The organism is Ensifer aridi (assembly GCF_002078505.1).
GTDB lineage: Bacteria > Pseudomonadota > Alphaproteobacteria > Rhizobiales > Rhizobiaceae > Sinorhizobium > Sinorhizobium aridi.
In genome coordinates this window covers 38,170-60,133 of sequence record NZ_LUAV01000021.1, presented here as the reverse complement: position 1 = coordinate 60,133, position 21,964 = coordinate 38,170, and the positions used below count along the sequence as shown (strand labels likewise).

Annotated in this window: 15 protein-coding genes; 2 read left to right on the top strand and 13 right to left on the bottom strand. The window is 58.6% G+C overall.

Features of this window, described 5'->3' with window-relative positions; genetic code table 11:
• Nucleotide 1: 1 nt before the first annotated feature.
• The 12 genes from nifX to AYK65_RS18595 all read right to left on the bottom strand — a co-directional run bounded on the left by nifX (nucleotide 2) and on the right by AYK65_RS18595 (nucleotide 15,761).
• Nucleotides 2–484, bottom strand: a complete 483-nt coding sequence (gene nifX, locus AYK65_RS18650; RefSeq protein WP_081159428.1) for a nitrogen fixation protein NifX — start codon at nucleotides 482–484, stop codon at nucleotides 2–4.
• Nucleotides 481–1,890, bottom strand: coding sequence for a nitrogenase iron-molybdenum cofactor biosynthesis protein NifN (gene nifN / locus AYK65_RS18645; protein WP_081159427.1), 1,410 nt, complete (start codon nucleotides 1,888–1,890; stop codon nucleotides 481–483). Before nifN ends, nifX begins: the two co-directional genes overlap by 4 nt.
• Nucleotides 1,891–1,899: 9 nt before the next feature.
• Nucleotides 1,900–3,393 carry a nitrogenase iron-molybdenum cofactor biosynthesis protein NifE gene (gene nifE, locus AYK65_RS18640; RefSeq protein ID WP_081159546.1) on the bottom strand — a complete coding sequence of 498 codons (1,494 nt, stop codon included), beginning with the start codon at nucleotides 3,391–3,393 and terminating at the stop codon, nucleotides 1,900–1,902.
• A 52-nt stretch (nucleotides 3,394–3,445) separates the two neighbouring features.
• Nucleotides 3,446–4,987 (bottom strand): nitrogenase molybdenum-iron protein subunit beta, encoded by a 1,542-nt coding sequence (gene nifK / locus AYK65_RS18635; RefSeq protein ID WP_081159425.1) that lies wholly within the window; start codon nucleotides 4,985–4,987, stop codon nucleotides 3,446–3,448.
• 100 nt (nucleotides 4,988–5,087) lie between these two features.
• Nucleotides 5,088–6,587 (bottom strand): nitrogenase molybdenum-iron protein alpha chain, encoded by a 1,500-nt coding sequence (nifD, locus tag AYK65_RS18630; protein ID WP_081159423.1) that lies wholly within the window; start codon nucleotides 6,585–6,587, stop codon nucleotides 5,088–5,090.
• A gap of 101 nt (nucleotides 6,588–6,688) precedes the next feature.
• Nucleotides 6,689–7,582, bottom strand: a complete 894-nt coding sequence (gene nifH, locus AYK65_RS18625; protein WP_028002403.1) for a nitrogenase iron protein — start codon at nucleotides 7,580–7,582, stop codon at nucleotides 6,689–6,691.
• Nucleotides 7,583–8,173: 591 nt separating this feature from the next.
• Nucleotides 8,174–9,229 carry an LLM class flavin-dependent oxidoreductase gene (locus AYK65_RS18620; protein WP_081159421.1) on the bottom strand — a complete coding sequence of 352 codons (1,056 nt, stop codon included), beginning with the start codon at nucleotides 9,227–9,229 and terminating at the stop codon, nucleotides 8,174–8,176.
• Nucleotides 9,230–9,403: 174 nt separating this feature from the next.
• The gene (locus tag AYK65_RS18615) at nucleotides 9,404–11,116 is read right to left on the bottom strand and encodes an SDR family oxidoreductase (protein ID WP_081159420.1); all 1,713 of its coding nucleotides are present in this window, start codon (nucleotides 11,114–11,116) and stop codon (nucleotides 9,404–9,406) included.
• Nucleotides 11,113–11,691 (bottom strand): nuclear transport factor 2 family protein, encoded by a 579-nt coding sequence (locus AYK65_RS18610; protein ID WP_081159544.1) that lies wholly within the window; start codon nucleotides 11,689–11,691, stop codon nucleotides 11,113–11,115. The genes AYK65_RS18615 and AYK65_RS18610 overlap by 4 nt, the downstream gene beginning before the upstream one ends.
• 485 nt (nucleotides 11,692–12,176) lie before the next feature.
• On the bottom strand, nucleotides 12,177–13,394 hold the full coding sequence (locus AYK65_RS18605) for a cytochrome P450 (protein WP_172402019.1): 1,218 nt from the start codon (nucleotides 13,392–13,394) through the stop codon (nucleotides 12,177–12,179).
• 251 nt (nucleotides 13,395–13,645) lie between these two features.
• Nucleotides 13,646–14,974 carry a dicarboxylate/amino acid:cation symporter gene (locus AYK65_RS18600; RefSeq protein WP_172402018.1) on the bottom strand — a complete coding sequence of 443 codons (1,329 nt, stop codon included), beginning with the start codon at nucleotides 14,972–14,974 and terminating at the stop codon, nucleotides 13,646–13,648.
• 109 nt (nucleotides 14,975–15,083) lie between these two features.
• Nucleotides 15,084–15,761, bottom strand: a complete 678-nt coding sequence (locus AYK65_RS18595; protein ID WP_081159418.1) for a nitrogen fixation protein NifQ — start codon at nucleotides 15,759–15,761, stop codon at nucleotides 15,084–15,086.
• 616 nt (nucleotides 15,762–16,377) lie between these two features.
• Between AYK65_RS18595 and AYK65_RS18590 the strand changes: the two genes are divergently transcribed.
• Nucleotides 16,378–16,959: a peroxiredoxin gene (locus AYK65_RS18590; protein WP_081159539.1), complete on the top strand. Its 582-nt coding sequence runs from the start codon at nucleotides 16,378–16,380 to the stop codon at nucleotides 16,957–16,959.
• Nucleotides 16,960–17,264: 305 nt separating this feature from the next.
• Nucleotides 17,265–19,607, top strand: a complete 2,343-nt coding sequence (locus tag AYK65_RS18585; protein ID WP_081159416.1) for a S9 family peptidase — start codon at nucleotides 17,265–17,267, stop codon at nucleotides 19,605–19,607.
• Between the two features lie 970 nt (nucleotides 19,608–20,577).
• Here the strand turns inward: AYK65_RS18585 and AYK65_RS31850 are convergent.
• The gene (locus tag AYK65_RS31850) at nucleotides 20,578–21,951 is read right to left on the bottom strand and encodes a glutathionylspermidine synthase family protein (protein ID WP_139793233.1); all 1,374 of its coding nucleotides are present in this window, start codon (nucleotides 21,949–21,951) and stop codon (nucleotides 20,578–20,580) included.
• Nucleotides 21,952–21,964 lie beyond the last annotated feature (13 nt).

Below are 21,964 nucleotides of genomic sequence, written 5' to 3'. Positions count from 1 at the left end.
TTCAGTCCTCGTCCTCGAACGGCTTTTTCTCGGCGACGCCTGCTTGCGCCAACACCTTTCGCAACCACGGCGGAGGAGTTGTCCTAAGCATTTGCTGGGTCCGCGAAAGTACGTCTTGAATGGGTTCAGCTTGCCCCACTTTTATCGGATGAATTTTCGCCGATATGACCTTGGCTGCGGAAGGTCCGCCGATAGCCCGACAAAAGAGGAGGTGACAGCCTCTCAACGCGTTCACCTTCGGGGTGATGCGGTCATCGCCCTCGATCCGATGCTTCCCGGTCTCGCTCGAGACGTCATCGAAGCTCACCGCTTCCACGAAATCCCAGCCGTCGGGAGTCACATCGTAGACTGCAAAGTGCTTGGCCGATCCGAAATGGGCGTTAAGCGCTTTCATGTCCTGCGTCGCGATAGCTATGCGCAATGCGCCGGGACGCCGGGGGTGAATCTCGTCAGTGACGAGTGAGAGGCGACGAAGGGAAGTCATCCGGCATTTCTCCGCTTCCGCAATCCGTCGAGTATTTCAGGCGACGGCATGCGCTGGTTGGCCTGGAAGACATTTGCCGCCTCGAAGATCAGGTCGCGCGTGCCCTGATAGAGAACTGTGAGCTTGTGCTGACTGCCGAGACGGTCAAATACCGGGAAGCCGACGCGCAGGAGAGGAATGCCGAGGCGCTCCGCCACCTGGCGCCCGTGCGAATGGGTAACGACAAGGTCAGCGTCACTGGCTAGATCTTCGAAATCGCCAAGATCGCCGATCTGGATCGACTCGGCCGGCACTTTCTCGAGAATTTTTGACGCACCGGTAGTGGTAACGGCCGAAATGATCTCGGCGCCAAGCCCAATGAAGAAGGTGGCGAGCTGGTACAACTGGTCCGGCTCGGCGGCGATCGCAATCTTCTTGCCGGCGAAATGGAAATGTCCGTCGAGCAGTGCGTCCTGCAGCTGTGCGCGGCAACGGTGGATTTTCGGCGGTGCCACCACGCCGGAGATCTCGGAAAGAAGCGAGACGAACCGGTCGACGTTCTTCAATCCGGTTAGCGACTGGAATACGGCGTAAGGCACACCCGTTAACTTCTGCAGTAGTTCCGCAGGGCGCCGCATATGCTCGCCGACTCCGACGCACTGCACTGCCGTTCCCAACTCATGGATGTCCTCAACACTGGTGCCGCCATAGGTGGTAGGCATCCAGCGATCGGGTACCGTGCCGTCGAGCGAGCCGGAAACGTCCGGAAGGATCACCGGCTTGAGCCCGAAACTTTCCACCATCTCGCGCAAGTGCTCGATATCAGCGACCGTGAGATGCCAGCCGGGGAGAATTGCGACCTTCTTCCGCTTGTGCGGTTGCTCGCCAGGCTTTGTAATCCTCTCGATGATTGTTGCCTTTCTCGAGGGACGCGCCTGCTGGCCCCGCCGTGTAATGCGTTGGATCATCGCGGTGACAGCCTTGGCCCAGCCCTCCTCCAGGGCGCCATCGAAATCCGGCGTGTTTGCCAGTACGATCTCCGTGCCTGCAAGTTCCTCCGCGCGCATCATTTTGATGTTGGCGATTTGCCTTTCGAAATCTTCAGAACGGGTTTCCGCGAGTGCTGTCGTGCAGATGCCGATCAGCTTCGGGTTCGCGCGTTTCTTCAAGTTGAGGATCGCCTCTTCCAGGTGGCCTTCCCCCCCCATGACTGTTGCCAATTCGTCCATCGCCGTAGTCTGCAGAGGGACCGTTTCCTTGAAGTGGCGTACGCACAGCACCAGCGCGAAGCTGGTGCAGCCTTGGCTGCCGTGGAATAGCGGTATCGCACCATCCACCCCGAGAAAGGCTAACGCGGCACCCAGCGGCTGGGACGACTTGAGCGGATTGACCGCCGCTGATTTTGTTTGGGGATGGATGTGCACCATTGGCTTTCCTCAACATTCGGCGAAGTCGCCGGCGTCGAGCCGGCGAGTTTTTAAGGGCGCGACACTCACAGTCTCGGTGTGCGTGTGCGGGCTGGACAGTTGCTCCTCCACAGCAGGATCGTCTTCCCATGGTGCCGGCTCTCGCACGTCGGACCAGACAGGGTTGTGAATGGCGAGATCGATCTGGCGCACGAGTTCCACCATGCCATCATAGCCGGCATAGGGATGGTGGCGCTCCTGGTTGATATCAAGCCAAGGTGTCTTGGCCTTCAACGCGATGAACTGGGTGCGCCCGCCCGACAGCATGATGTCGGCCTTGTGTTCTGAGAGCATGGCGTACAGCTCTCGAGGCGCTATCGACTCGAACATATGGTGCTCTTCCTTCAGCACCTGCTTGATGCGCTCCTTGTCTTCGACTGTCGATTTCTTGACTGAGGTGCCAACGACCTCCATGCCGATCTCCATCAGAGCATGAACAAGCGACCAGGACTTCACGCCGCCGCTGTTGATGAGCACCCGCTTGCCTTTGAGCCGCGGGCGGTATGCTTCAAGCCTTTTCCACGCAATAGCCTCCTCCTCTGCGATGAGTTTATCGGTGCGGTCGAGGATCTCTGTGTTGGCACCTTTCTTTACGAGCAGCTCAGCAATGCGCCGGAGTGCTTCCGAGGTGGCGGTGATGCCGTAGAAGGACCCTTCGAAAAAGGGGATTTGCCAGCGCTCCTCCATTTTGCGGGCAAGATTGATGAGTGCCGTCGAGCACACCAACATGGCTGCCCGTGCGCGGTGTGAGGAGGCAACATCCCGGTAGCGGGCGTCGCCCGGAATGCAGGCGCGAACACGGATACCAAGCCTGTCCAAGAGTGGCTTTACCAACCAGAACTCGCCAGACAGGTTGAACTCTCCAAGGATATTGATGTCGTAAGGGCCGGCGTCATCAGGCTCCACGGTGCCGATGACATGATCCAGCAAAGCCTCGCCGGCGAGCTTGTTGCCGAGGTTCTTTGAACCGACGAAGCCCGGCGCATTGATCGGCACCACCGGTAAGCCGAATTTTTCCGCCGCGCGCTTGCAGACGGCCTGGATGTCGTCGCCGATGAGCGCGGTCACGCAAGTCGCATAGACAAAGATCGCCGGCGGCGCGTACGCTTCCTTGATCTGGCGGAGGGCGTGGAAAAGCCTCCGCTCGCTCTGCCCCATCATGATGTCGAGCTCGGTGAGATCTGTGGTGAAGCTGGTGCGCCACAGCATGGGACCGGACGACGCCGTACCTCGGTTGTCCCAGGAATTGCCTTCGCAGGCGAGTGGTGCGTGAACCAGATGTGCGACGTCGGTGATCGGCTGCAGCACGACCTTGGCACCATCGAAAGCGCAGCCGCCGGCTGCCGCACCTGGCGTCGGAGGTTTCGAACAGCCCTTTTTGCGGGTACTGACGTCCTTCCTGCGATTTTTTTCGCAGGCGGGTTCGTCAAAGGCATCCTGGATTTTGGCAGCGAGCGAGGACACTTCCTTGACCTCCAACTTCTATAGGCAGGCCGGTCTTTGCCGGCAGTGGCATTTAACGCGTGAGGTCATATGAATAATCCGTCACACCAAGCTGCATCGACTCGCGATCGAGTTTGTCGAAGATCTTGTCGAGGATCGTTGTCAGGACACGCAGTCCGCCCTGGTAGCCCATGAGCGGAAAACGATGGTGATGGTGTCTGTCGAAGATCGGAAACATCAGCCGGACGAGTGGCGTGCCGGTATCGCGCTCGAGATACTTGCCGTAGGAATTGCCGATCAGCAGGTCCACCGGCTCGGTGAAGAGCAGCGAACGCATCGCCCACAGATCCTTTCCAGGCCAGACTTGGGCATCCTTGCCGAAGGGAGAAGCTGCAAGCAGTTCCTTCATCTCCGCTTTCCAGGCCGGCGTGCCGTTGGTGGCGAGGCAGTGGATCGGCTCGCCGCCGGTTTCCATGACAAAGCGGGCTACGGCGTAGACGAAGTCAGGATCGCCGTAAATCGCGTATTTCTTGCCGTGCAGCCAGGATTGGCTGTCGGCCATGGCGTCAATCAGCCGGCCGCGTTCCAGGCGGATTGTCTCGGGGATTTCTCTGCCGGATACCTCCGACACCTTCATCAGGAACTCGTCGGTTGCCTTAACCCCGAGCGGGTAATGGAAGGAGGCGGTCGCCTGTTCGAACTCCCGGCAATACTCGAGCGTCTTGCGGGTATTGTAGTGCTGCAGCGACAGCGTCGCCTCCGCGTTGAGTGCCGCTCTCACGTCTTTGATCTTCGTGCCTCCGTCGTACATGCGGAATTCGCCGTCGGACGGCGTATCGAACTGGTCGGAGGCATCCTGAATGAAGGTGTAGGACACCCCCATAAGGTTGAGCAGGCGCTTGAGCTCGCGATTGTTCCCGACGCAGAAGCCATCGAAGCCCGGGATGATGTTAATCGTGCCAGCCGCTTTCGTACGCTCCTTGCCTTTCCAGAAATGCTCCAGGATGCCTTTGACCATGGAGTCATAGCCGTCGACGTGGCTGCCGACGAAGGCGGGCGTGTGAGCAAATGGCACGTCAAATTCGGGAGGGACCGAGCCTTCGGTCCTGGCGTTCTCAATGAAACCATGCAGATCGTCACCGATGACCTCCGCCATGCAGGTGGTAGAGACGGCAATCATCTTCGGATCGTAAAGCGCGTAAGTATTGGCGAGCCCGTCGACCATGTTCTTCAGACCGCCGAACACTGCCGCATCCTCGGTCATTGAGGACGAAACGGCCGATGACGGCTCTTTGAAATGCCGCGATAGGTGTGAACGGTAATACGCAACGCAGCCCTGGCTGCCATGGACGAAGGACATGGTCCGCTCGAATCCCGCAGCCGCGAATACGGCGCCGAGCGGCTGGCAGGCTTTGGCGGGGTTCACCACGAGCGCTTCGCGGGCCAGATTTTTTTCGCGATATTCCCAGGTTTTGGTGTGTTCACCTTGCTCAGTGACGATCTGTTCGGCGTGGGGGCATTCGAAATTAAGCTTCTTCTCTGCGAGCATCTGCCTGTATTCCGGCTCGCGGAACAGGGGAGCATGGTCAAGAATTTTTTCGGCCGATTGCGGCATATTGGTCACCCTTTTTCATCTGGCCTCGTCGAACGGCGGCACAGAACACGTTCGAGACGTCGGGTCTCCCGCGGGTTCCTGTCCGCGGAAGACCAAGCTGTTATTCGGCTGCTAGCCGTTCCGCAGGCACTGTCGTTTTCTTCCAGGGCGCGTCGTAGAGGTCCCAGACCGGGTTGTTGATGGCCAGATCCATGTCGCGGGCGAAGATGGCGAAGCCGTCATAGCCGTGGTATGGGCCGGAATAATCCCATGAGTGCATCTGGCGGAATGGTATGCCCATCTTCTGCACCGGGTACTTCTCCTTGATGCCGGAGCCGACAAGATCGGGACGAATCCTCTCGATGAACTTATCCAGTTCGTAACTGGTTGCGTCGTCATAGATCAGGGTGCCTTTCTTTGCGTAGTGGCCGGTGCGCTGATAGTCGTCGTTGTGGCCGAATTCGTAGCCGGTGCCCACGATCTGCATGCCGAGGTCTTCATAGGCGGTGATGACGTGACGGGGGCGCAAACCACCAACATAAAGCATCACTCTCTTGCCTTGGAGGCGCGGCCAATACTTATCAACCACAGCATCGACCAATGGCTGGTACTTGGCGATGACCCTCTCGGCCCTTTCTTCAATTGTTGGGCCGAAATGCTTGGCTATCTTGCGCAGGGAATCTTCGATCTGGGATGGACCGAAGAAATTATATTCCATCCAGGGGATGCCGTATTTTTCCTCCATGTGCCGGCAGATGTAGTTCATCGATCGGTAGCAGTGGATGAGGTTGAGCTTGGCTTTCGGGGCACGCTCCATTTCCGCAAGCGTGGCATCCCCCGACCAGTTGCCGACGACGCGCAGCCCAATCTCCTCGAGCAGGATGCGCGAGGCCCAGGCGTCGCCGCCGATGTTATAGTCCCCGACGACGTTAACGTCGTAAGCGCCAGTTTCGAACTCGACTTCGCCCTTGTCGAAGACCCAGTCACGTATGGCATCATTGGCGATGTGGTGGCCGAGCGACTGCGAGACGCCGCGGAAGCCTTCGCAGCGTACCGGCACGATTGTTTTTTCGTGCTCCTTGGCCTTTTTGCGAGACACCGCCTCGATGTCGTCACCAATGAGGCCGATCGGACATTCAGACTGGACGGTGATGCCCTTGCTCAGGGGGAACAGTTCCTCGATCTCATCGATGATCTTTTCCAGCTTACCGTCGCCACCGAAGACGATGTCCTTCTCCTGAAAGTCGGAGGTGAACTGCATCGTCACGAATGTATCGATGCCTGTCGTGCCGACATAGTAGTTGCGCCGCTGCGACCAGGAATATTGACCGCAACCGACCGGTCCGTGCGAGACATGGACCATGTCCTTGACCGGGCCCCAGACCACGCCTTTCGAGCCAGCATAGGCGCAGCCGCGGATTGTCATCACGCCTGGAATGGACTTGATGTTCGACTTTACATCGCATTCGGAGATCTGGCCTTCCTCGCCGACCTCCTCGCTGTCCGTTGCGACACTGAGGTGCTTCTGGCGACGCTTCGCCGCTTTGTTTGGGTACTGCGACAGCACTTGCGTGATAAGCTCTTCATGGAAAGCACTGTCATTCTCGTAATCGAGGCTCATTGGGCCTGCCCCCTTGTCGAGATTTGGGTGATGCCTCCAGGAAGAGGCACCGTTGGTGGAATATTGCGCCGGTTCAGTTCCGGACACTTCTGCGGCTGCAGTCACTGGGCAGCTGCTACCGCCGCTTCCTTGGCCTGGAGTTCTGCGAGCATCTGCTCGTCGGTTTTCATGATGCCGAAGTCGAGCAGCATGTCTTCCAATTCCTCCATGGTGATCGGGGTCGGGATGGTGCCCTGACCCGAATTGGCATGGATTTTCTCAGCTAGCGCGCGATACTCCGCCGCCTGTTTGGACTCCGGCGCATACTGGATAACCGTCATCTTCCTGAGCTCGGCATGCTGGACGATGTTGTCTCGTGGCACGAAGTGGATGAGCTTGGAATTGAGCTTGGCCGCCAGTGCCTCGGCGAGATCGAGTTCGCGGTCCGTCTGGCGCTCATTGCAAATCAGCCCGCCGAGCCGCACGCCGCCCGAGTGGGCATATTTCAGGATCCCCTTGGCGATGTTGTTGGCGGCATACAGTGCCATCATCTCGCCGGACATTACGATGTAGATTTCCTGGGCCTTATTCTCGCGGATCGGCATTGCGAAGCCGCCGCACACCACGTCGCCGAGCACGTCATAGGAGACGTAGTCGACATCGTCGTAGGCGCCGTTTTCTTCCAGGAAGTTGATCGACGTGATCACGCCGCGTCCGGCGCAACCGACGCCCGGCTCGGGGCCACCGGACTCCACGCATTTGATGCCTTTGTAACCGACCTTCAGCACGTCCTCGACCTCGAGGTCTTCCACCGAACCCTCCTTTGCCGCGAGATGCAGTACCGTGTCCTGCGCCTTCGAGTTCAGGATGAGGCGGGTGGAGTCGGCCTTGGGGTCGCAGCCCACGATGAGGATCTTCTGCCCGAGGTCGACAAGAGCGGCGAGCGTATTTTGTGAGGTGGTGGACTTACCGATACCACCCTTCCCGTAAAATGCGATTTGACGCAGACCTGCCATGTTGCTTTCCTTCGCTGGTTCGAACCATCGCGGTTGCCCGCAACGTGATGCCGCCGGCAGCTTCCGCCGCCTGCGGAAGAATGGTTACAAAACCCGTGCCAACTCGGCGCAGTGGACAGACCAGGGGCTGATTTTCCTTAGTTCTCAGCCGCTTAGATCGAAACGAGATCAACCCTCATCACAAAGCAGGTCTTGTCGCGGAACCTACAATTGTAGCCAAATTGTCGTATAAGCGTTGCCTCTCACATGTTGAGAATCCGACAAGATGATCCTGCCGAAGGCTCTTCTCGGAGGCATTGTCAGCTCGAAGTGCCAGGCGTCCGACAAATTTGGTTCAGACGGCTTTTCCCCCGCACCAGATCAATATCGCGACTGATCTGGGCGGCATCGGAGCTCACATGAGTACTGCCGGCTGAAGGCCTGCTTGTCCGTCGTGTGAATGTTTGTGCGAGCTGTGACGATCCACGAGCCAGCGCTTCACCAAGAGTTCAGCTGTAATGTGTGCCGACATCTGCGCCGCTGGCTTGCACTTGCCGGCACTCGGCGCCAGAGGGAAGTGAGCTGACCTCAAAAGTCAGGCACTATACAACTTCAAGCCTCCGCCTGCCCAAGAGACTTCTGGACTGCTGGGATGATCCTGTCTCCCCAGAGCTCTATCTGGCGCAGCATCGTCTTTTGGTTCAAATCCCCCAACTGCGTCTGAATTGCAATCTGGTCCGGCTTCAAGACTTCGATCTCCTCCAGAAGGCGATCAATCACGCGATTTATGCTGCCGATCGGCAGGTTCTTGCGCATGGAATCGAACGACAGATCCTGATGCGTCGGCGTCTCCTCCAACAGGTAGCCGTCCTGACTCTGTTGCCGACGCTGATGCAGTGCCTCGGACAGCCGGCGCTGGAAGCGGGCGTTATCGAGGTAGCTGTTGATTTCCGCGCTATCATCGCTGGCATAGCAGCAGCGCAGCAGCGATATCTTGGCGTCGCGGACCTTCTTGCCCTCGGATGCGGCAGCGGTCTGGATAATGCCGCGCAGCATGCCCAGAGTTTCCAAGCCGTCATGGAAGGCTGTGACGAAAAGGTTGTGTCCCTCACGATAGGCTCGGGCGGCAGTTTTAGGGGACGCGGTAGCAATCCAGATCGGCGGCGTCGGCTTTTGCAGGGTGCGCACCGAAATCGCCGTTGGGGGTATCTGCATGTAGTGACCGCTGTGGGAGAATATCTTTTGCTTTAGACCCTTGAGCAAGATGTCGAGGTATTCTGAAAAGACGGCCGGCGCCTCATCTACATCGACGCCGAAGCGGTCGAATTCGAACTGCTGATATCCCGAACCAACGCCGAGTTCCAGTCGGCCATTGGCAACGACGTCTGCAAAGCCGATTTCTGCTAGCAGGCGCTGCGGTTGATAGAGCGGCAGCACGCAGACTGCGGTGCCGAGGCGAATGGAACTCGTCAATCCGGCACAGTGGGCTACCATCAGCAAGGGCGACGGGACGAGGCTGTAGTTGTTGAAGTGGTGCTCGGCGAACCAAGCTGTGTTGAAACCAGCCTGCTCCGAAAGAGTGGTCTGCTCTATTGAGTTGCGGATGACGCTATCGGGAGATTGGTGATAGCCGCGCTGGGCGGCCAGAATAAAGGTTGCGAACTCCATGGTGTCTCCTTGTTTGCGGCTAGGGACGTGCAGCTCGTGATTGGCCGGGCGGTCAGTCCGCGCATCTAGTGCTTGGAACGGCCTCGATTCACGAGCATGCTCCCATCATCGATGAAACGACTGGTAGCTGGGCTTGATTGCGCCCAGAGCGCCACAGCTGAAACGTGGAAATCCTCAGTTTCGAGGAGCCAAACGCCGTCGCCTCGCCGCTCGCCGACGCCACTTATTCTCGGCGGAAATCGTCCCATCGAGTTCGCTGGGGCATCCCGCGTCTCTGGACGCGGTCCAGCCTCCGTCCACGTGCAGGATCGAGCCGCTGATGTAGGAGGCATCAGACGAGGCCAGAAAGTAGGCAGCTTCGGCGACTTCTTCCGGGTCCCCAACCCTGCCCAAAGGGATCCCCTGTCCGAGCGATGTCTGGTCCATACCGGTCGTCGTTTCCGACTGGATGCCGTCAGACGCGCGGATGTGACCTGGAGCGACCGTGGCTGTCCGGATCCCGAGAGGCCCGAATTCGGCCGCCATGCACCGGGTAAGCATGTCGATGCCAGCATTGTATGCGCCGCGGGCATGACTCGTCGCGAGAGGTAAGGGGCTGCAACTTGACCCGAGATTCAGGATTACACTGCCAGGCCGCATCGATACCGCAGCCTCGCGCACGCAGGTGAAGGCACCAGTAAGATTGACATCCAGAATGTCTTTGAGGCCTGCCGGCGCCTCATCAATATTGGAGACGAGTGTGTCATTCATGCCAGCACCGTTGACGAAGACGTCGATGTGGCCGAAGCGCTCCCGCAATTCTTCGAAGAGCGCGACGACCTCGCTCTCGACCGTCCTGTCCACGCATTTTGACAGGTGCTTGTCACCGAGCAAGTCAGCGAGCTTTACCGCTGCACCACCGTCTCCATCAGCGATCACGACCGTGTCGCCGTTCGCGGCAAAGCGGCGAGCGATGGCCGCGCCTATGCCTTTAGCGCCGCCCATGACGACTACCGTTCGCGCATCGGTGCCTTCGATCGGGCGTGAGAGTTCTGCTCCGGGCGCCCCACCCCGCACCGGGTACGCACCACCCGGCTGGTTGAATGACATCCAGCCACCATCAACCACAAGCGTCGATCCGGTGATGTAACCTGCCTGTTCGCTGGCCAGAAAACGCACAGCCCGCGCGATCTCGTCGGGACGAGCCAGTCGGCCGATTGGTACGCGGCGCCTTATAGCGCCGACGTCGACCTTGCCAGCTCGCTCTAGTTCCGCGACCATTGGCGTGCGAACATAACCTGGCGCTACCGCTGTCACGCGGATGCCGCGCGAAGCCCATGCGCACGCCAGCGTTTTCGTGATAGAGATCAGAGCTGCTTTCGAAGCGGCGTAGCCATTGCGCTTCGGGTTGCCAAGGAGGCCAGCCATCGAAGCGACATTGACGATGGCGGCGCCAGGTTTCATCAGCTTCGCGGCTTCGCACGCCACCGAATACGGCCCGATGAGGTTTACTGCTAGGGCGCGTTGAAAATCTTCGACAGGAGTATCGACGGTCGCAGCCATGGTAGGCCCTATCCCTGCATTATTGACAAGCACTCCAATGTGGGAGAAGCGTTCTGCGAGAAAGGTATGGAATGCGACGACATCGTCCTCTCGCGACACGTCTAGCTCAAGGCCGAGGTGGGGCTGACCGAGATCACGGCCTAGTTCAATGACGCCGCTGCCTGGGAGGTCCACCGCGACGACAGTGTCTCCATTCGTAGCGAAAGTTTCGACCAGTGCACGGCCGATACCCCCTGCGGCACCTGTGACGATGATGACCCGTCCTGACTGAACCGAGCAATCGTCAAGGCGCGTCCTCACCGCCCAGGCGTTGGCGGCAGGAAACGGAGCGTAGCGTCGTATCATAGTTCTTCTTCTCCACTGGCAATCGGGTTCTTTGGATGATTTTTCGGGGGAGTACGCCGCTTCAAAAGTTCGTAGACGGGATCATTCGGATACGGTGCCCCAATCGGCTGGCGAAGACCGAACCGCTCTGTTTCCGGGGACGTCGGAGGCCTCTGTTCTTCGATCCAATCATAGACCACAGTGCGTTCGGCGATGCGCCACTCCCCTTCCCGTTTCTGAAACAGATCACAGTAGCGTCCGCACAGGAGCACCTGCTTCATCTCGCCTGACTCGTGGGGACCGCGCTGCAGCGCGGTGAAGTAGCTCTCGGCGACGGCCTCTGCCGGGCCCAAGAACTCGATCATCATGTTTGCAAGCTGGTGGATGTTGCGCGGCTGGGTCTTGAAGTGGCTAAGCGCAAACTGAATGAACCCACCGGCAGAGCCGGAGTAACTCCCGTGATTGTCACAGGCATCGGGCCAATAGCAGCTGCGCAAAGCAGTCTCATCTGCCCGGTCGATTCCTCGACAGTAACGATAGAGACAGTCGCGGATTGCTTCTCGGTCGAAGAGTTGAGTTATGCTTGTTTGATTCATGGGCTCTATAGAGGTTCTGAACATCTATGAAGCGTGTCCAGGGAGCACGCTTTATCGGCAAGGATTCGCGCGTCCGCCGCGCCATGCTCGCCCTCGGCCCGCCAGGATCGGAAAACGGAGTTTTCGAGATTTCCCCAAAAGGGCTCTTCTACGGTCTTTGTCACCTTGTTTTTCCTTTCGTTTGCGACAGTCCACTTTGAAGTGGCACTCGAACGCTCAAGGCTGCAGGCGTGTGCTCACTGGCAGCGCTGCCGCCGCCGCCCAATGGGGCTGGTTCAAAGTTCGTGCCAATTTGCCCGATAGGCCAAAACTGAATTTTACAGTTCCTGTTCAGCTACTTAGCTCAAGGGTCAAAACAAGCCTGTGCCGTACGACCGACAAAGGCGACAGTCCTAAGGCCCTTCAAGCCCGCTGATTGTTGAGGAAGTCACCGAGACAATGAGGCGGTTTGAGCCATGCACTTCTGCGTACTGGCCAGGCCCCGATCAGTCCCAAGTCAGAACGAAATCCTTAATCCCGAATACGTGACCGCCATTGGTAATCGGCGCCGTGCCTTCTTTGATGCGGAAAGCTGGGATGCGCGCCAACCATTCACTTAGGCCGATGGCAATTTCTCGCCGTGCAAGGTGCGCTCCGAGGCAAAGGTGTGGACCATAGCCAAAGGCGGTGTGGTGGTTATCTTGTCGGGCCAGATCGATGGTGTTGGGGCACTCGATTTCAGAGGGATCGCGATTGGCAATCATCGTGGCGCAGGAAACATAATCACCCTTACGGATCGGCACGCCTTCGAACTCGACATCCTTCGTGGCCACGCGGATCATCTGAACGGTTGAATAGGCGCGCAGCAACTCTTCAGCGGCGAGCGCGACCCGATCCGGTTCATTCCGCAATAACTCCTGGTCCTTTGGATTGCGTGCAAGATAGGCCAAGTCAAAGCCTATGGCGGCTGCGACCGTGTCAAGTCCCGCGACCAGGAAAAGCACACCGATGCCACGGACTTCCTCTTCTGTTAAGGAGCGGCCCTCAATTTCCGCCTGCACGACGAAGGTCATGAAATCGACAGCTGGTGCCTTGCGGCGCCTTGCTGCAACTTCGTCAATGAAGGCCACGATCGACCGGGCTGCTGCCGTTCGCTTGTCCGCGTTACCGTGCAGCAAATCGCTTACCCAGCCGACAAAGACTTCGGAGCGCCTCTGCGAGAGCCCCAGAAAGCTAAGGAAGACGCTGACCGTGAAGGGCACGGCAAAATCCTTCATGACGTCACAGCTGGTTTTCTCTGTCGCTATGCCATCGATCAGCGCGCCTGCTCTGTCGCGGATAGTCGGCTCCAGTGCCACCACCCGCTTGGACGAGAACAGAGGTTCTAGCAGTGCACGAAACACGCCATGGGCCGGTGGATCCAGTTCGAGCGGGATGACCGGCCAGTGTTCGCCCAGTGCGGAGGCGAAGATGCTGCGATGGCTGGAAAAGGTCCCTGTATCCCGCAGCACCCGGCGCTGGTCTCTCGCGCGTGTGATGACCCAGGTGCCTCGTCCGTCGCGCGTGTTGTCAGGAGAGTAAAAGATAGGTGGGCCGTCATGAGCGCAAGCCACGGCAGCATGCGGATCCCCGTTAAGCGTCGGCGCCATGCCTGGCGAGGTGAAAAGACTGAAGTCCCGCACCAGTCCGGGCGGAACATGATCTGGAATGGGATTGGTCTTCACTCGCTTTCTCCTTCTGTCAAACACTCATCAACTGCGCGGGCCGTCGAAGATCTGAGCGGAGTCGATCGGGAGAATTCCATCCGACATCCGCCCTTGCCACCTGGGCGACCATCAACGACGCGCGGAGGCGGAACACTGGGAAAATATCCGCGGCACAGACAGGCAGCCCATAGTCGCGCCGCAAGAAAGTGGGCGCGATCTTGCGAAATGGACCGCGGGAAGACAGGACTTGTTATCGGGGTTCAAGTGCATTACTCCGCTGGCTTGACGGAGGCCGGCACGGTCTGGATCGTCGCCTTGCCTGCAAGGGCAGTTGCAAGCTGCGCCTGATCCAGCTCGTTTTCCCATTTGGCCACCACAACCGTTGCAACCGCATTACCGATTAAGTTGGTGAGCGCCCGGCATTCCGACATGAAGCGGTCGATGCCGAGGATCAGCGCCATGCCGGCGACCGGTACGGATGGAACGACGGAAAGCGTCGCGGCGAGCGTGATGAAGCCGGCGCCGGTGATGCCGGCGGCACCCTTCGAGCTCAGCATCGCGACCAGCAGGAGCAGGATCTGGTCGCCGTAAGAGAGCGGCGTGTCGGTCGCCTGAGCGATGAAGAGCGCCGCAAGCGTCATGTAGATGTTGGTGCCGTCGAGGTTGAAGGAATAGCCGGTCGGGATAACGAGGCCGACCACCGAGCGCTTGCAGCCCGCCTTCTCCATCTTGTTCATGAGACCCGGCAGCGCGGCTTCGGAGGAGGACGTGCCGAGCACGAGCAGCAACTCCTCCTTGATGTAGCGGATGAGCGAGATGATCGAGAAGCCATTGTAGCGCGCCACCGCGCCGAGCACGACGAAGACGAACAGGAACGAGGTCAGGTAGAAGGTACCGATCAGCATGGCGAGGTTGGCGATCGAGGCGATGCCGTACTTGCCGATGGTGAAAGCCATGGCACCGAAGGCGCCAATCGGGGCGGCTTTCATGAGGATGGCGACCAGCCGGAAGATCGGCAGCGTCAGCGCCTGCAGGAAATCGACGACGGGCTCGGCCTTCTTGCCGGCCGTAGCGAGCGAAATGCCGAAGAGCACCGAGATGAACAGCACCTGCAGGATGTCGCCTTCGGCGAAAGCACCGGCCAGCGTTGTGGGAATAACGTTTATCAAGAAGCCCGCAACCGACTGCTCATGGGCCTCCGCCGTGTAGGTGGCGACCGCCTTCGCGTCGAGCGAGGCCGGGTCGATATGCATGCCGGCGCCCGGCTGCACCACATTTGCGACGACGAGGCCGACGACGAGCGCCAGTGTCGAGAAGGTCAGGAAGTACAGCATCGTCTTGCCGGCGACCCGCCCAACCTTGGCGAGATCGGTCATGCCGGCAATGCCGGTCGCCACCGTCAGGAAGATGACCGGCGCGATGATCATCTTGACGAGCTTGATGAAGGCGTCGCCGAACGGCTTCAATTGGGTGCCGAGCTCGGGATAGAAATGCCCGAGCAGGATGCCCGCGGCGATTGCGGCCAGGACCTGGACATAGAGATGGCGATAAAAAGGTGTCTTGGCGCTGACCTCCGCGGAATGTTCTGCGATCAACATGATATCCTCCACATGGTGAATGCGTGTGTCGTCAACCGAGCATGATGAATTGGCGAAAAGGCCTCGCAGCAGTTACAGGCGTAGGCGGCGCCTAACTCTAGGTCGGCTCCTACTTGGCCTCCACGCGAACACTTTCGCCTTCCTCGGGGCAAAAGCAGCTCTCCAAGTCCTTGCATTCCCGGCAAGTGGGCGCCGTGCACAGCGAAAAGCCCTCAGCCTCGCAGAGCTTGCGGTAAAGGTATCGCTTCCATCGCATGTTGTTGGTATTGCCGGCTGCAAGCGTTGGGAAATGAGTGGCGAGCAGTCGGGTGAGTTCGACCCGATCGAAAAGACCAAGCTCCCTCCAGAGATGGTCGTGCCGCAGGGCACGGCGGGCTATGATCTTGGCGAAACGTACGCTTGCCGAATCGCCCGCCCGAGCATGTGCAAGCAACAGATCCCGCAGAAGTTCCTCCTCCAGGCCGGGCTCCACATCGCTTACCTCTTCCAAGCGAAAAGCGTGACCAGTTGGGGCGGGGAAACTGCCGTTCAGAATGTCCCGCAGCTCGGCTTGCGTGAGGCCTGTTGCCTCTGTGGCAGTTGCCTCGCCGGCATCGATTTCCTCGAGTGCGCGCGAGAGGACACACGCAAGCACGTACTGATCGAAATCCATTTCGAGGTCTACAGGCGGCCAAGGCCCGAGGCCAAGAAGTTCAGATAATTGTCGCCAACCGGGCCGGTCGGACATTCTGACTCCGAGTGTTGCTCTGCCTTTCGGCAAAGTGCGGACTTCAGCTAGATTTGACATGTTCCGTTCCTTCCCTTTTCGTTCCACACACCGGAGCGCCCGCGAGCTACTTGCCGCACGACAATTCTTGCCGCGTCGTGCCGGGGAAGTTTCAAAACTCGTGCCAATCGAGTCTGTTGAGGCAAAGAGTAACTTTGTGGTTGCCATTCAAGGACTAAATGAAGGTCTGCCAGGAGGCGCAGTTGAATGCGGCCGTGTCGGAAAGACGACAAGGACGATATGAGATGTCGGTTCCCTGCCAAAAGCAGCGGCCGGACTCGTTAACCGGACATCCTGAACCGTCGATCGGCAGTCTCCGGAAATTTCGGCTTTGCAGGCGGTAGCGTTGGGAGACGCGAACAGCCGCGAGGCGATGGCGCGGCGGCTTGACGCCCTAGAAGGTGCGTATGCTGGGAGCTAATGCCAATGGCCGATACGCGCACACCAACATGGCGCGCGACAAAGCAGTCCTGTTGCAGCTTGGATGTCAAGTGGCACGGCGCTTGCTGTCCGCTCGTTGGCACCCCACAAGCTGCCAATCAAGTAGCGGTGTTTCGCAAGAGGATCCAGAGCCGGCGAATGCACCATTCTTGTGTGAGGAGCAATGCTGATGCCCATGGAAGAAGGAGCAATGCTGATGCACGTGAAAAAAAGAATCCCCTTCGTTGCCTTTCGCACGCGCGTTCGCGACGAGACTGTGGAGGGGCCAAATCCATACCGATGGGAAGTCAAAACAACCGATGATTACTTCAGTGGCAAGCGCGTCGTTCTGTTTTCGCTTCCCGGTGCGTTCACCCCGACCTGCTCAACTCAGCAATTGCCCGATTTTGAGAAGCTTTATGACGAATTTCGGAAGGCCGGGATCGAGTCGGTCTACTGCCTGTCAGTCAATGATGCCTTCGCGATGAATGCGTGGGGCAAGGCGTTGGGCGTAGAGAAGGTCAAGCTTATTCCAGATGGTTCCGGCGAATTCACGCGCAAGATGGGCATGCTGGTCGCAAAGGACAATCTTGGCTTCGGGATGCGCTCTTGGCGCTACGCTGCCGTGGTCAATGATGGCGTGGTGGAGCAATGGTTCGAGGAGGAGGGCTTCTCGGACAACTGCGAGTCTGATCCCTATGCAGTCTCTTCTCCGCAGAACATTCTTGAAACTCTGAGGACTCGCAATACCGCATCCGCCTCAAGCGGTCCTCGACAGGATTTTGAGACTTCGGTGTGAGCTTTCCAGCCCAACGCTCTGGAGCCCGGGCGCTGAGTTTGAGCCCCGCGGCTGCCAGATCGTCACTAAGCGGCCCTTGTCCATCGCACTCTCACCGATCCCCGCATCGCGGGAAATCGGAGTTCTAGGGCATCTGCAACCCGTCCCGGTTCGCCGCTCCTGGATATCTGCAACGGCACGCCGTCATCGTGTGGAGCTGCCCTGCCTCGCGGGGGCGGGAGACCCTCAATGCTCCCGCACGCCGTCATTTGAGAGACCATACCCAGACTACGGTAGTCGATAAACAAAAGAAGAGGTCAACAACCATGTACAAGATCGCCGCTTTAACGCTTGCGCTATGCATTCAAGGGGGAGCGGCACTCGCCCAGGCACCGGTGAGCGAATCTGGCGCGGTGAATTCTCCGCTAGAGCCGGCCGATTTCGAGCGGGCGCTCACGATCGGCGATCGCTACGGCCGGCTCACTGTCAATGTTCCTGATGTGCCTCAATGGGTAAACGAAGGGAAAGCGTTCGTTTACCGCCGAACCACCCAAGGCCGCCACGAATTCATATTAGTGAACCCTGACACGGGCGAGAAGCGGCCGGCCTTTGATCATGTCCGGCTCGCGGCGGCGCTGACCAAGGCGAGCCACCAGAGCTATGAGCCCGACGACCTCCCGTTCGACCGTTTCGACCTGACGGACGATGGTCGCAGGCTCGACTTCCTGATTAACCATGGCCGTTGGAGCTGCAGCCTTGCGAGTTATGCCTGCACGTACACCAGCTTGGATCCAGCCGCTTCGGACTTTCGGCAGCTCAAGTACGACTACACGCCACCGGCACAGAATAATCCCGAGGAGAGGAGCCCGTCGCCCGACGGCAAATGGATCGCCTATATCAAGAACTACAATGTCTTCCTGCGCAGCAAGGACGGAACGCAGGATGTCCCGCTTAGCTGGGACGGGTCGGAGGGCGATTACTACGTCTTTTCGACGCTGAGCTGGTCTCCGGACTCTCGCCACATCGCGGCTTACCGCGTTCGCCCGGGCTACAAACGGAAGGTCGGCTATGTCAATTCGTCTACGACGAACCAACTCCAACCCGAGTATTCGTGGACAGTCTATCCCAAGGCGGGTGATGTCCTGCCGCTTCCCCAGCCGGTACTGTTCGACATTGCCAGCCGACGTCAGATCACGATCGACAATGCGCTATTTCCGAACCCTTTCGAACTTTCCATTCTCCGGTGGTGGGAGGACAGCCGCGGCTTCACCTTCGAATATAACCAGCGGGGCCATCAGCTCTATCGTCTGGTCGAGGTCGACGGCGCCACCGGCCGCGCGCGCTCCCTGATCGATGAAGTCAGCAAGACCTTCGTCGACTACCGGCCGCTGGTGAGGAACGAGCAGGATACCGGAAAAACTTTTCGTTACGATATCGGTGACGGGAAGGAGATCATCTGGGCGTCCGAGCGCGACGGTCACGAACATCTATACCTGTTCAACGGCCGGACGGGCGCGCTCGAGCATCAGATCACCCGCGGTGATTGGGTGGTCCGAACAGTCGACAATGTCGATCCGGTCAAGCGCGAGATCTGGTTCGAGGCGAGCGGGATGAACCCGGGGGAGGACCCCTATTTCGTCCACGCCTACCGTATCGGTTTCGACGGCAAGGGGTTGACCGAGGTGACACCTGAGCGCGGCAACCACCACATCGAGATGTCTCCCGACGGCCGCTATTATGTCGATCTCTGGTCACGCACCGATGTGCCTCCGCACATGGTGCTGTACCGCGCCAGCGACAATGCCAAACTGATGCAGGTAGAGACCGCCGATATTTCCGAGCTCGTCGCCGCTGGCTGGCATCCACCGGTCAGTTTCCATTCCAAGGGCCGGGACGGCAAAACCGACATCTGGGGCGCCATTCACCTGCCGGCCAACTTCGATCCGAAGAAGAGGTACCCGGTGGTGGAGCACATCTATGCGGGGCCGACCGGCTCCTCCGTCCCCAAATCCTTCTCCACGTCGGTGGAGCCACTCACGCAATTGGGCTTCATAGTCGTTGAGATCGATGGAATGGGCACCAACAACCGCTCGCGCGCCTTCCACGATGTCACCTGGAAAAACCTGAAGGATGCGGGCTTTCCCGATCGCATTCTTTGGCACAAGGCGGCGGCCGCGAAGTTTCCGTGGTACGACATCTCCAATGTCGGAATTTTCGGCGCGTCCGCCGGGGGTCAAAATGCAGTTGGCGCGCTGCTTTTCCACCCCGATTTCTACAAGGTCGCGGTCGCCAACAGCGGTTGCTACGACAACCGGATGAATCAAATGTGGTGGAACGAACTGTGGATGGGCTGGCCGGTCGGGATTGAATATCAGCAATCCTCCGACGTCGACAACGCCTACAGACTTCAAGGCAAGCTGATGCTTGCCGTCGGCGAAATGGACCATAATGTCGATCCATCCTCCACCTTTCAGCTTGCCGATCGACTCATCAAAGCGGGGAAAGATTTCGAAATGGTCTATGTGCCAGGTGCCGACCACGATGCTCCTGGCGCCTACAGCAAGCGAAAACTCCTGGACTTCTTCGTTCGCAACATTCTCGGGCAGAACCCACCCAACTGGAACGCTATACCGCTCGAACTGCCGAAGAACGAATCGTGGCGACGCTGACAGCGACAGCTTCTGAGCTGAATGATCGGCAGAGCATGGGGCTTCTACTCATGCTGAAGCAAAAATCGCCATGAAGCGTCTTAGAGGGTGCCGCTGGACAGCGCGAACGTCTCGTAGGCCACGCCAGCGTCACCATCCGTGCGCACCGGGCGCACTCCGCGCGGAAACGTGCGCCTTCCCCGGTTCACACACATCTGCGCGGTGACCCGAACAAATCCGCGCCTCACAATCCGTGATAATCGCCTTCCGCATGCCGGCGACGCTAAGGCAATACGTCACCGCCTGATGAAACGCCGCCATGCCCATGATCTCCGGTGCCGCAAGCGATCGACCACTCGGTATCAAGCGCAAAAAGTATGCAATCCTGTGCTCGATGAACCGCAATAACTCGCCTGGTGGACAGATCATGCCTGTGCGGGCAACTGCGCGGACCGACGTCTCGCAACCATGATCACGACGTCGGCCCTGGACGGGTGAATATCCTGAACCGTTGGATCGCATCATTGGTCTTGATGCCATGCCTAAAATCAGTGTCAGCGTCGTATGTCGAAGGCCCTTTTGAGCCCGACAATCGACGATCAGGCGATGATCCGAAAGGTAGGGCCAATGCTGAGAACGCGGTTGTGGAAGAGCCCGCGCACAATGCATTCTCAATCTGCGGTTCCATGCGTCGGCATCACCCTCAGTGCTTCCCCTACTCTATCGGGTCACAGGTCGACCAGTGAAGGAAGTCCCTTGGATCATATTGTGAAGCCCCAGATCCATGTCCTGGAAGGGGCGGCGATCAGGCACTCAAGACCGGCCATCCGGTCCAGGACGATACCGGCCGCCCAAATTCCGGCGCGTGGCCACGCCGTCCTCAATTGTCGGCCATCCAAATTTTCGCGGTCGCTCGTATACTGTCGGTTTTAGCACTGGACTGAATAGCTTTACGCAGGGCTTGTCTTGGGGCGTATTGAGGTGGGACAATTTAGTCGATAGCGACCGGTAGTAGCATCCCGCTTCTCCCAACGTTCATCACGGGATCGAAGCTTGCGCGCGACTGAAAACCGGCTAGACGGCCACCGAATACATAGCAGTCAATTCCATACGCCATTTTCTCGATCGACCGGCTTGGCACGTGCAAAGCCGTAACCTCCCCCGGTCTGATGTACTCTTGAACAACGTACGGGTTGCGGGCGGCCCGGTCAATGTGTTCGTCCCATACATCGGAAGATGTGAAACGGCCAACCAAGACATGCTCGCCACGGCTCGCGTTAGAGGGCTTTAGAACAAGATTAGCCTTGTTCTGCCGGATGTAGCCGATGAGCTCGACCCTACGCCGTTCTGGGTCAGTTGTTGGTCCCGGTCTAACAACACGGGTCCATGGAACGTGTCGTGCAATCAGTTCGATCTGCTCGGCCGTAAAGTTCGAACTATAACGATCGTCGCTGAGCACAGCGAGGATCGCCTTGTCAGCTAACACCCACTGGGAGATCCACGGGTTTATCGAAACCACATCTTGAGCCGCGCAGGCGTGTAGGTAATCGTCATGTTCCCTGGCTTCAATGAAGTCCCTGGCATCGAGTTTACTGTATATAAGCTCAATCAATTCGCCGTCTGGCCCGACAAGCCCACGAGGTGTTCGCTTGATCGCGCTAACATCCACCAACGCCGCTCTGGCGCCGGCGTGTCTTAGGCCTCTCACAATCCAATCCACTTCATTTGCATATCGCCCGCGATAGTTGACTACGGCGGCAGTTCTGAGTTCGGTGCCGGTCACGGCTCGATAGGCAGACACCAACTCCTGGACAAAGCAGTTCGGATCCTTAGCGAAGGGCTGCTTGCTCACGTCCAGCGACAGACCACGTGTCAATGGATTGGGTATACGGCTCCAGATTTTTGCGGCCAGGCCGTTCTGAATAACGCCGCCAGGCGTCGTTGCATTCGTTTCAAGTATTTTATAGTAGCCGTCGCTGCCGAACAGGCCATCAAGTCGGCATATTGTTACAATGGGCCGATATTCCGGGAGACGAGTACTCCATTGCCGCAAATGTCTGTAGGCTGGGAATAGATCTTGAATGTCTTCATCACGGCAATAGAGCTCAGCGGCGACGTCGAGAAGCTTGACCAAGGCTTCAGCGGTAGCGCCGAGGTGATTTGCCAGACCGGAGGCTATCGCAAGCGGCCGGAGACATACGGGATACGCTCGGCCCTCAAGGTGGATGCCCGCCTCTGCAATAGCGTCGGAAAATTCGTCCTGACCCCACCAGATCGAGCCTGGATCCGAAGTTGCGAGTTCGCAAACTCGGCGCTCTATTTGTGCATCCGCCTCGCTGATTGAGGGCAGGGTCGCAATTGTCATGATCAGCTCCTAT

What these genes read in the sequence shown, in the direction of transcription:
- nifX (WP_081159428.1), bottom strand. Translation starts at nt 484, where the DNA reads ATGACTTCCCTTCGTCGCCTCTCACTCGTCACTGACGAGATTCACCCC.
- nifN (WP_081159427.1), bottom strand. Translation starts at nt 1,890, where the DNA reads ATGGTGCACATCCATCCCCAAACAAAATCAGCGGCGGTCAATCCGCTC.
- nifK (WP_081159425.1), bottom strand. Translation starts at nt 4,987, where the DNA reads ATGCCGCAATCGGCCGAAAAAATTCTTGACCATGCTCCCCTGTTCCGC.
- nifD (WP_081159423.1), bottom strand. Translation starts at nt 6,587, where the DNA reads ATGAGCCTCGATTACGAGAATGACAGTGCTTTCCATGAAGAGCTTATC.
- nifH (WP_028002403.1), bottom strand. Translation starts at nt 7,582, where the DNA reads ATGGCAGGTCTGCGTCAAATCGCATTTTACGGGAAGGGTGGTATCGGT.
- AYK65_RS18620 (WP_081159421.1), bottom strand. Translation starts at nt 9,229, where the DNA reads ATGGAGTTCGCAACCTTTATTCTGGCCGCCCAGCGCGGCTATCACCAA.
- AYK65_RS18615 (WP_081159420.1), bottom strand. Translation starts at nt 11,116, where the DNA reads ATGATACGACGCTACGCTCCGTTTCCTGCCGCCAACGCCTGGGCGGTG.
- AYK65_RS18610 (WP_081159544.1), bottom strand. Translation starts at nt 11,691, where the DNA reads ATGAATCAAACAAGCATAACTCAACTCTTCGACCGAGAAGCAATCCGC.
- AYK65_RS18600 (WP_172402018.1), bottom strand. Translation starts at nt 14,974, where the DNA reads ATGTTGATCGCAGAACATTCCGCGGAGGTCAGCGCCAAGACACCTTTT.
- AYK65_RS18595 (WP_081159418.1), bottom strand. Translation starts at nt 15,761, where the DNA reads ATGTCAAATCTAGCTGAAGTCCGCACTTTGCCGAAAGGCAGAGCAACA.
- AYK65_RS18590 (WP_081159539.1), top strand. Translation starts at nt 16,378, where the DNA reads ATGCACGTGAAAAAAAGAATCCCCTTCGTTGCCTTTCGCACGCGCGTT.
- AYK65_RS18585 (WP_081159416.1), top strand. Translation starts at nt 17,265, where the DNA reads ATGTACAAGATCGCCGCTTTAACGCTTGCGCTATGCATTCAAGGGGGA.
- AYK65_RS31850 (WP_139793233.1), bottom strand. Translation starts at nt 21,951, where the DNA reads ATGACAATTGCGACCCTGCCCTCAATCAGCGAGGCGGATGCACAAATA.